Below are 10422 nucleotides of genomic sequence, written 5' to 3' on the forward strand. Positions count from 1 at the left end.
CAACTCAAAAATCACTCTTTTCGACGATAAACAGCCCTATTGCCTTCCGAAAAACTAGGTAGATTTTCATTACCGACTAAAATCTCTGACTTGCATTGTAAACTCGAATCCTGATACGCGGCATATTGACATATAATGTCTTCTATCTCAGCGATATCATCTTCTATATTTTTCTCGAGATAAAATCTTATTACCCAGACATCAACCTCACAAGATAACACCACCATTCTAAAGTTTGGAGTAACTGCCCCTAGCATCGCTTGAACAAGCATTAACACTTGGAAATTCCAAGCTTTCAATTTGGCTACCGCATTCATTTCTCGAGAAAAATGGGACAGATTTATTTAACTTTCCGAGCCCTTTGTTACTTAAACCAACCCATCCCCTTTTCCCTAAATACCTACCAGGACAAAAATGGCAATAAATTTCATTTTTAAGTGGGAAGGCGGGCTAACCTTTGCCATCACAGAGAAGAACCTCAAGCGCGGACTTAGCCTTATCCACCACTAACTGCCACTCTTTCTTCTCCAAGTAATCCTTATCAGAAAGATCAACGCCATACTTATCAAAAACCACATCAATGGCACTCACAAGGGCTGCCATAGAACTGGCTTCTTCCGTATTTCTCAGAACCACACCTATCCAAGCATAGGGATCCTTAGCGAGCCCGGTATCATCATATAAGAAATGCACAGTGTAATCGAGTTTGTCATACCCAGACTCTGGCAAGGAGTGTTCAACCCAGGCCCGATACTGATAATTAGCGTCTGACAACCCCCCCATATAAGACAGAAGCTCCTCCCTCATTGTCGGTAGCTCCAGCTCGGAAAGTTCAGTACGTTTCATTTTTACACTCACCCAAGGACATAAGAAAAAAGGTGCCAAATTTACTTGTGATATCGACCACGTAAAATCAAATAAATTACCCACATTTTCCGCCCAGGGGAGAAAAAGCGGACGGATTTATTTGATTTTCCGAGTTCTTTGTTACTTAAAAAAATCTGTCCCCTTTTCGCCCCAGAGCCTTTTAACCTACACGTTGAAACCAGAGCTACCACCCTCAAGCAGTGCCGGGCTTCCCGTCGTCATAGATGTCGGCAAGACCGCGTACCTTAGTCAAGTTGCCGGTTTGAATCACGATGGTTTTGGCGAACATATCGCCGAGGCGGGTTCTGGACTCAAGGAAAATCCACACCCAGTCGATGATCACCAGCACCCCGGCATTGCGGGTGAGCGACTGAGAAATGGAGCAGCCCTTGCGGGTTTTACGGTCGACGACCGCGATGCTCAGCAAGCGCTTGCCCAGGCTCTGGCCATTGGGCAGCGCGTCTGCGAGCAAGAGGTAGGCAAAACCTGCGAAAAACGCCGCAAGGAACCCGCCCTTGGCCTTCACGGCGGGGACGGACGCCGACAGCACCTCGGCGCCGAACTTGACGATGAAAAAGATCAGCACCGCGATGCCAGAGTCGATGATTCGGGCCAGCAGGCGACGGCCGATGCTAGCCAAAATGGTCGGCCGTTTAGCGGGGGTAATTGCGTCCATACGGTGTCACTCCGGCTTATGTAAACAGCAACAACGGCCAAGCTCAACGCCCGGCCGCCTCAATCGCTTTTTTACTCACTTGCTTTCTTTTGCAATGGTACCCAACGACGCGTCCTTGACCAGATAACGGCCTTCCACATCGCTCAGCACTTTGAGGCTGTTGCGCGCCACGGCGAAGCCCATTTCGACTTCCTGCTTGAGGTAAACCACCTCACCGGCCTTGACGTTGATCGGCATGTCAGCCCAGTTTTCAGCTTTGGAACTGATCACGTGCTGGCCCGGCGACACGAAGAAATAAATGTACTGGTTACCACGGTTGTAACCCATCTCCGAGTCGGCTTCCTTGTCATCCAGGAACACGTTGAACCGCACCATCATCCCCACGTTGCTTGGGCGCACGACATACACCAGGCCTTTATCGGCGACGGCGGCCTTGGGCAACGAGTAGTTCGCCACGTCAGCCTGCATCTTCTCCACCGACGGCGTCGAGGAGCAGCCAAACAGCGTGGCCAGGGACAATACAACAGCAGCTTTGCAGAACAGCTTGATCATGTACTTCTTCCTTGTGGTGTGACGGTAGAGCGGGTTGAGAGCGCCGGCGATTGGCCGGCGCGGGTTCTTTGATGCGTTTAATCATCGCCAGGGTATCGGCCGCGGGGATGAAGACGTGAAGCGTTGTGCGTGGGCCAGCACTTTGATGCATTGTGGGGGGGTGGGCGCGGGGCTTGTAGTCCGGCCCGTCGCCCATATGGCGAACAGGTTTGGCGACCTGACAAGAGAGTGCAAAAGCAAGTTCTTCGTTATTTAAATAAATCTGTCCCCTTTTCGTTTCATCGTAGATAAAAAGCTCATCACCTAAGTTTAAAATGGATAGGCAAAAACCGTTATCAAACGAGAGAGCAACGCCTATCACTACGTCTTCTGCTAAGGACTGCACAAGCGATGCCGACACTAACCTTCTTCCTACAACATTGGAGAAATAAAGCTCACCAGAAATATTAAAAATATCTTGCCTACCGTATTCACCTAGATCGCAGTTTGAAATCGGATTCAAAGAAAAACAGATAGACGCACCATCAGGCCCGCCATAGAGCTTCCCAATTTCAGAACTTTCAAATAGAAGGCCAACCTCTTGAGGGGCAGAATCCCTCTCGAAAGAGAAACATGGAATAGAGCATTTACTGACAGTAATTTCTTCCCGAGCACTGTTAACAGCCAGGCAACCATAAGTCTAGGAGAGTTCATTACCTAACGCCGCCCTTTGATGCACTCTGCAGAAAAATAGAGGTCAGCACCACGTTTAGTGCTCCGTCAGAAGAATAGTAGTCTGACCCCATTTTTCTTTTTACCAATCCCCTCCTATTTCATTCTTATACTTTGTGTAACGTCCACCATCGGCAACTCACCTCAGGTTCGAATATCACCCTCGCCTCTGACAGTGATTCAGACATATCAAAGACAACATGAATCCCAGCCCCAGACTCATCTCGCACTAACTCAATAGACTTGACGCTCTCGGACGAAATAACTGCTAGCTCTTGAGTGGAAAGCCTAAGCACGACTTGGAATGACTTCATCACAGCACTAAAAGAAACATCAACCTCAAGTTCGCTATTTTTAGACTTCTGGATATAACGACATAGCGCCAAGTTTGGATCAACCTCAATAGGCTGGATACCGAACTCTTCCAAAAAATCATCTGTGCTTGGAAATTTCATTACGACCTCCTCAGTGAAGCGGTATGACTGTGCTGAGTTTACGACTTCCATCATCAAGAACCTGGAACGTGCTCTGAAAATTAGCAGCCTTACCCGATGGTCCCATAAACAAGGACTCTCTGACCTCAAATTTTCCGTATTGATTGGAGAATGCATTAATTAAATTGCCGTCAGTTTTGGCAGAGCGAGTCAAGTGATCAGTTAGCATCTGGCGACCAGCGGCATTATCTGGAACACCAAGTCTCTTCATTTCGAGAAAAAATAGGGGTCAGACCACGTTTAGTGATCCGTCAGAAGAATAGTTGCCTGACCCCATTTTTCCTCATTTACAAGCGAACCGGTCTTCCAATTGAGAAGGTGCGACAGCGGGATACTTTCAAACGTCTGCCCAAACAGGTCTTCAACCCGGCTGAACTTGGGTGGGCTGATTGCATCAGGGATAACCTGCACTGGTCCTTTTGCACCGCTTCAATCCAGAAACAGGACGTTGCCTCTTATAAATCACACACTAGAAAGCTTCCACAGTATCGCGTAAGGCAGCTCATCATCAACAATATCATGCAAGCGAAAATAATAAACAGCCAATGAACTTTCTAAGCCCTTATGAACAAATGCACCATCAGACATAACACGATAAGACGCGTACTCCATAAACTTCTCAGAACCAAGAGAGCTAAGAGCATTTTTAATCTGACTATAGGTCCCCCCCGCCCCAACCGGAAGCAACTCAGGCGGCGGCCGGCATACGGCCATGTCATCATTTTCAACATCCCTGTAGTAGGCTCTTCTAAATGCAGGCTCACTGCAAGCCCAGTAGAGGGATAGCAAACAAAGTTTTTCCTCTCCCTCATCAGAAAAAGCGTCAGCTAAAAAATACTGATCGTCTGAAATTTTGTATGCGCCGTCGTCCATAGCGATAACGCATTGCTCCCGTACATCAACGGCGTCCCCAACCTTTGACTTGCACAGCGATGACCATTCTTTCATCTTAAATACCTCAAGCCTATTGTGGCCATTTGAATATTCGGCCTTCGACCCTGCCAGCCTTAAGCGCACTCTCTGCGGCTGCTTTGGCCGATCCCTCCGGCATATTTTTAACAGAGTTTATGATCTCTGACTGCCAGGCCTGTAACTTTGAATCTGGCAAGGACGTCGGATAGCTTCCGCCAGGAGCACGATACTTGGCGTCCCAGACGATCACAGATCGCGATGATGGATCATACGTAATGTAATCTGCACCTGGGAGTGACGCTTTCCCAGGTCCGGAAATTGGTGTTTGCCCCGATTCAATAGCCTGACTCCAGCCACGAGCCTCCCCAATTGCACCGTTTAACTCAGAATATGGGCTGCGTCGAAAAAGGGGACAGATTTATTTAGTCCGAGCTCTTTGTTACTTAAATAAATCTGTCCCCTTTTTCCGTTGCTTTTGCACCATCAAGTTTTAACTAAAACGAACTCCAATAACGTATCAGGGTCTGAAATCGTACTTAGGAAGTACTTGGCCGATTTTCTAGACTCAGCTGGGAATAGCTCTCCGGCAGTCATAGCCAGGGCAGAAAAATCCGCAATACAATCCATGTCAGGCACTCTTTTACCTCCAACGACTTTGAACCCCTCGATTCCGAGTACGGCTGCATCGTGCTCATCGCAAAAAACTAGTAACTTATGCCCATCAATTAAGTTAAATAAAGGCGTTTCACCCCAAAGCCTAGTGGGCTCCGGCCCCGCACCCAGAAATATGAATTCATTCATTACATTTAGTCCCATGGCGCGACCCAATTTTTATCATTCTTATCCGATACCTGCACGATCGTACCAGTCCGGTCATTCCGCACAACGTAAGAACCATCTTTGGCTACATAACCAGTTGCGGGATCATTGAGTCTAGTACCAGAAGCCGGATCGAACCTAGTATCTTTAGTCACAACAGTCTTGCTTGGGTTTGCGATAACACCTTCAAGAGAATCGGTTGTCCAACCTCGCTTCCCCATTTGCTGAGCAATTTTTGGCTCCACGATTGAAGATATTCCTTTTGCACCAGACGGCATAACCCCTTTACCGTCTGCCGACGTTTTATCCTGCCCCGCCTGCGCTCCCGACGTCCCTCCCTTATTCTTCCCAATCATCGACGCGATAGACGTTTTATCACGCCCTATGGACGCACCTGTAGAGGTAAGCACCTCTTTTCCAATTAAAGCTGCTTTCTCCCATGTAGGTAGGGAGTTGTACAACAGCCCCATGTCGTACTGGTTTTCTTCAGTGACAAACTGGCTCAGGCGTGAAGCGTCTGCTTCTGAAAGGCCGAAGAACCAGCGCATGCTACTGACACTATCAGCCGTCTGTATCCCACCCTCATACTCAGACTGGTAACCCACGCTGCAAAGCCCGCCCGTGCCCGCACAGCCTGCCAGCATCTCTGCGCGCTTCTCAGCGCTCAACTCTTTGTATTTCTCCCAAATGGCTTCTGTTGGCTGTCCATTTTTACTGGCTTTTGCGAGTTCAGTCTGTAAATCCACGACATCTTTCGCGCTCAATTGGTTGTTTTCAACCGCATTCTTCCCAGCCTGAGCCGCCGCCACCGCACTCAGCGCATCCTTGCCCACAGCAGAACCCGCAATCCCTGCCACTAACGTCGACAATGCAGAGATCGTTTGTTTCTGCTCCGATGTCAGCTCGTCATTACTGACGTTTCCGTACAGCTCACTACGAATCAACCTCGCCGTGGCTTCCGCTGCTAACGCACCACCGGCCCCCACCAGCGCCGAATTACCACCAGCCCTGGCCAATACCGCGCCCAACACCGCATGAGCCATCAGGTTGGCGGCGTCATCACCTGCCGTCAGGTCTTTTACTTGTTGCGCGAGGTAGGGCGCGGATGCCCCCGCAATGGCCGCTCCCACATTGCCACCGGCGATCCCCTGCACGATGGCGGTCACGGTCTGCGTCGTGCGTTGGAAACTGCTGCCAACGCCGTAATCCCGTTCAGCCTGTTGCCTCACCTGTGCGGTGGTCGGGTCACTGATCCCACTGTCCAGCAACTTCTGCCGAGCAGCTTTACCCGCGTCGCTGTTGGGATCTTCAGACTCGTCGATCTTCGCCTTGCCAATGGTGCTTCCGATCGTTATGGCCAGTTGCGCAGAGCTGTTGATCAGGTCCATGCGTTCGCGCATAGCCTTTTCATCTGGCTTGTCGAGGTGCTTGTTGGCGTTTTGCGTATCGCGATTGAGGCCGACCAGATCGTTGGCGCCCTCAGGGTTACGCACAACAATCGTGCCCTCGCTGACCGCCGCCCGGGTTTTGCTGCTGTCGGACTCACTCAGTACTGCGCCCATAGGCGGGCCCATTGTGATACCGCTGGACCCTCCGGAAATGCCTGCGCTTGCCGAAGTGCTGTTGATCTTGCTGGTGTTCTTGATGTCACTGGTAAGCAAGCGATCGGTAATCAACAGGTTCTTGTCAGCACTGGCTTCGCTCGCAATGACGGCGCCCTGTAGCGTGGTGTTTTTACCCACATCCAGGGTGTAGCCATCCTTGCCCGCATACAGCCCCGTCTGATCGGTGACCGCCTTGTAGTCACTGTTCATGTTGCCGGCAGACATGTTCGCGGACGCCGTCACCGTCGTACCGTAGCAGAATGGTGGCACGCAGATACTTGCGCCAACACCGGCGCTGCTTTGCTTGCTCTTCTGGGTGTCGGTGTCATGGCGCGAAGCGATGTTGAGGTTACCGCCGATATCCGCCTTGATGCTGTCAGCACGTACCTGGGCACCCGCCAGTGTGGTGTCTTGGCCACTGCTCAGAACCAGCGCACCAGTGTCCAGTTTGGTGTTGACCTGAGTAACAGAACTGCCGGAACCCATGCCTTTGGCAATTTGTGCACCGAGGTCCAGAGTGAAGCCGTTTTGCTCGCCGATATTGAAGCTGGCACCGATGCTGGTTTTATTGTTGTTACTGTCGTTTTTCCGCTCGGTAGTGTTCTGTGCGCTTTCCAGAATGATGTCGTTTTTGGCGATGAGCGTGGTATTGGCTGCCTTCAGCTCACTGCCAATGACATGGATATCACCTTGGGTTTCTGCGGCCTTGCCGGTGGCCACAATCGATAGCCCTTGACCGGCGTTGAGCGTGCTTTGCTTCGCCGTTTCACTGCGGTACTCAGTGGTATTTTTACTGCTGGTATTGGCCAGTTCGGTGCCAATTTTGATCAGTGAGCCGTTGCTGGCCGTGCCTCCTTTTTTATCCGCGAAACCAGAACCCTGACCATTGGCATCCGCCATCTGGCCGCCCAGGTTATAGGTGTTCAAGGCAACCTGAGCCAGCTTCACCGCTTTGAGCCGAGGATCATCGGCATTTTTAGCGGCCTCAACCCCGTCGCGGATGCTCCTGGCGGTATCGACAACGGTTCCGCCGATAACGCGCCCAACTGCAAGGCTCTTGGACTTGTCGACCGTGCTTTGGCTGGCATTCTCCATACCCGCAGCAATGGTCACATTGGAGCCTTTGAGATCCATGTCCTTGGTACTGACCAAGTCACTGGCCACCACCTTCAGCTCACGCCCCGCCTCCAGCTTTACGTTGCCAGCACTGGAACCGACTGTGCTGCCGGTAAGCGTAGTTTCTGTCGCAGTGCCGTTATGTTTCTGGCTATTGATGAACAGATGCTGGTTGCCGGTGATGTCATCCAGGCCCAGCTTATTGCCGGTTAGCACACCCGTCAGGTCGCGGTTCTTTTCCTTATGCATGTCAGTGCGCGAGAAGGTGTTCTGCGCCGCGTCGATGGCCAGGTCACGTCCGGCCTGTACCGTAAGGTCGCCGGTGCTGACCAGTGACGAACCCGTCACTTTCACGTCTTGCCCGCCCGCAACAGTGACGGTATCGCCGGAGACCATACTCCCCACCGCAGTGGTACGTTTCTCGTCGACCTGGTCCTCAACCTTGCTCGACTTGAACCCACCCCAACTGCTTTTGCTTTCCTTGCGCTCATGGCTAACGCTGTCGGAATCGGTCACGGCCAGAATCTGTACATCCTTGCCGGCCACCAATTTCGCGGCACCTTTCTCGGCAGTCACGGCACTGCCGGCCAACAGCAGGTTTTCACCGGCTACCAACGTGCTGTTACCACCTGAGTTGACCAAGCTGCCAACGTTCGTGACGGTATCGGTTTCATCGAGACGGAACTTCTTGCCCGTCGATGTCTTGCTGGTCTTGCTAAAGAAGCTGTAGTCCTGGTCCTCAGCAGATTTGAGTTCCAGATTTTTACCCGCGTACAAATACGCCTCATCCCCCGCCGTCACCCGGCTGGCAATCAACGCCAAATCATTCCCGGCACTCAACGCCACATCACCACCGGCCTTCACCGTGGTGGACACTTGCTGGGCGTGGTCTTCCTGGATCTTGACCTTCTTGGTGTTATACGAGTAATGCTGTTCATCCACGCCTGAAGCCAAGGTCAGGTCGCCCGTGGCGGCCATGGCAACGTCACGCTTGGCGTCGATCCGGCTGGCAATGGCGCTGATATCACGCCCAGCCTGCACACGGAAGTCACGGCCGGCCTCGATCACGGTGCCGTGTTGGGTGACGCTGCCGGTGCTAGCCTCTGTGGTGCCACGGCCAGTGCGTTTTTCGGCTGCGATGAGGTTCACATCGCGCCCCGCCGCTATCGTCATGTCGGCGCCGCTGCTCATCACGCCGCCAACGCTGTTAACGTCGCGACCGGCGCGTACGCTCAGGTTGTTGGCCGCTTCGATACGGGCAGCGTTGTCCACAAAGTCCTGCCGCACCTCTCGGATGTACGCCCCGCCGCTGCTCTCGTGAGTGGTAACCGTGCGCTCGTTGATCACGTCGCCGTTAACCGCCGTGAGACTCACGTCGCGCCCAGAAATGATCCCGCCCGCCTTGTTGATCAGGTTATTGCCCGCCAACAGATCGAGACGATTACCGGCCTCGATCAGGCCGCTATTGACCAGGTTGCCGCCGGCGCTGGCCGACAGATTGTTGGTGGCGCGCAGGGTGCCGACGTTGTTGAGGTTTTCACCGGCAATCAGGTTGACGTCGTTACCGGCGATCAGTGCACCGTTGGGGCCAAGACGGTTATTGGCTTGGGCCAGATACAAAACCGGTACCAGCACTTGTTGACCGGCTACGGAGGCGCTTTCCATCCACACGATGTCGTGGGTCAGCGCCGCGACCTGTTCGGAAGTGAGGCTTACGCCTACGGCCAGGTTCAGTTGTTGCTTGCTGGCGATGGCGTTGTCCATCAGGTATTTGTACAAACCGGCATCGCTGGTCTGGTTGTCGATGAAGCGCTGTCCGGTGCGGGCGATAACGGCTTGCTGGATCAGCCGTTGTTCGTAGCGCAATTGATCGGTTTCACTGAGTAAGTCAGCGGCACGAGAACATTGGCTTTTTGATACCTTGCGCGTCTTTGCGCTGAAGGCTTATAGTCCGCCGGTCGCCCATATGGCGATTCAGGTTTGGCGACCTGACGGTAGAGAATGCGCAAGCTGACGGCTTTTTTGCAGACACTTGTGCGCCCGCAAAGTCGTTTATGACGGCTGTGCGCGGGAGACCTTAGGGTCTGCCGGTTTTCTCTACTGCCGGTTCGCCAACCTGCGTACAGCTGTCACCCATACGTTTGGCGACGTTTGAGTGATGGCATCCATCACTTAAGTAGAGAGATATAAAATGACCCGATACATGGCACTGACAGGCCACGATTCAACCATCCCCGCGCTGGTGATCGACACGCAAGCCCCTCTTGATGTTCTCTATGATGCCGCTGCTTACCGCATTCGTGCGGTGACTTAGTTTCTGGAAAACCTGGCATTTCGCGAGGAAATCAGGAGTGATGCGATTGTCCTTCACGACTTTGCGTTGTTGCTGGCTATTCCATTGCGTGATGGTTGCGATCTCATGGATGTGATTGGGCGAAGGCTGATTTCGCAAGACTTATAAATAAATTCGGGCGGCGTAGAGCCGCCCGATCTGGGTAAGCTCAGAGCCCACAATTTAAAAATAAAAGCCAATTTTTTAAAGAGCCAGTTTTTAATGTCTCAAACAAAAATCACATAGACCCAACAAAATCACACCAAACCTAAATAGATCCACCTTCCCCAGACACAAATACTCTATGAAAATCAAATAAATTTGTCCCCTTTTCCTTTC

At 52.0% G+C, this 10422-nt stretch carries 7 protein-coding genes and 2 pseudogenes; 1 reads left to right on the forward strand and 8 read right to left on the reverse strand.

Annotation, left to right across the window (positions count from 1 at the left end; translation table 11 throughout):
• Positions 1-11: 11 nt before the first annotated feature.
• From HBO23_RS08610 to HBO23_RS08645, 8 genes and pseudogenes are all read right to left on the reverse strand, one after another.
• Entirely contained in the window at positions 12-317 is a 306-nt protein-coding gene (locus tag HBO23_RS08610) for a hypothetical protein (protein ID WP_170037705.1), read from the reverse strand.
• Positions 318-450: 133 nt separating this feature from the next.
• Entirely contained in the window at positions 451-846 is a 396-nt protein-coding gene (locus HBO23_RS08615; RefSeq protein WP_100219310.1) for a hypothetical protein, read from the reverse strand.
• Between the two features lie 214 nt (positions 847-1060).
• Positions 1061-1543 carry an RDD family protein gene (locus HBO23_RS08620; protein WP_170037707.1) on the reverse strand — a complete coding sequence of 161 codons (483 nt, stop codon included), beginning with the start codon at positions 1541-1543 and terminating at the stop codon, positions 1061-1063.
• A gap of 75 nt (positions 1544-1618) precedes the next feature.
• A complete protein-coding gene (locus tag HBO23_RS08625) occupies positions 1619-2011 on the reverse strand; it encodes a DUF2846 domain-containing protein (RefSeq protein WP_026013838.1) in 393 nt (130 codons plus the stop codon).
• A gap of 902 nt (positions 2012-2913) precedes the next feature.
• Positions 2914-3261, reverse strand: coding sequence for a hypothetical protein (locus HBO23_RS08630; RefSeq protein ID WP_056860342.1), 348 nt, complete (start codon positions 3259-3261; stop codon positions 2914-2916).
• Between the two features lie 501 nt (positions 3262-3762).
• The gene (locus HBO23_RS08635; RefSeq protein WP_170037709.1) at positions 3763-4248 is read right to left on the reverse strand and encodes a hypothetical protein; all 486 of its coding nucleotides are present in this window, start codon (positions 4246-4248) and stop codon (positions 3763-3765) included.
• A gap of 447 nt (positions 4249-4695) precedes the next feature.
• A complete protein-coding gene (locus HBO23_RS08640; RefSeq protein ID WP_017138984.1) occupies positions 4696-5013 on the reverse strand; it encodes a hypothetical protein in 318 nt (105 codons plus the stop codon).
• Between the two features lie 5 nt (positions 5014-5018).
• Positions 5019-9611, reverse strand: a pseudogene (locus HBO23_RS08645) (hemagglutinin repeat-containing protein); the annotation flags it as partial.
• A 331-nt stretch (positions 9612-9942) separates the two neighbouring features.
• Between HBO23_RS08645 and HBO23_RS33815 the strand changes: the two are divergent.
• Positions 9943-10212 (forward strand): annotated as a pseudogene (locus HBO23_RS33815) (hypothetical protein).
• The last annotated feature ends 210 nt before the right edge of the window (positions 10213-10422 follow it).

Source organism: Pseudomonas sp. WS 5532 (assembly GCF_012985445.1).
GTDB lineage: Bacteria > Pseudomonadota > Gammaproteobacteria > Pseudomonadales > Pseudomonadaceae > Aquipseudomonas > Aquipseudomonas edaphica.

Bases quoted from the DNA above. Each gene is read 5' to 3' on its own strand.
- HBO23_RS08610 (WP_170037705.1), bottom strand. From the start codon at position 317: ATGAATGCGGTAGCCAAATTGAAAGCTTGGAATTTCCAAGTGTTAATG.
- HBO23_RS08615 (WP_100219310.1), bottom strand. From the start codon at position 846: ATGAAACGTACTGAACTTTCCGAGCTGGAGCTACCGACAATGAGGGAG.
- HBO23_RS08620 (WP_170037707.1), bottom strand. From the start codon at position 1,543: ATGGACGCAATTACCCCCGCTAAACGGCCGACCATTTTGGCTAGCATC.
- HBO23_RS08625 (WP_026013838.1), bottom strand. From the start codon at position 2,011: ATGCAGGCTGACGTGGCGAACTACTCGTTGCCCAAGGCCGCCGTCGCC.
- HBO23_RS08630 (WP_056860342.1), bottom strand. From the start codon at position 3,261: ATGAAATTTCCAAGCACAGATGATTTTTTGGAAGAGTTCGGTATCCAG.
- HBO23_RS08635 (WP_170037709.1), bottom strand. From the start codon at position 4,248: ATGAAAGAATGGTCATCGCTGTGCAAGTCAAAGGTTGGGGACGCCGTT.
- HBO23_RS08640 (WP_017138984.1), bottom strand. From the start codon at position 5,013: ATGAATGAATTCATATTTCTGGGTGCGGGGCCGGAGCCCACTAGGCTT.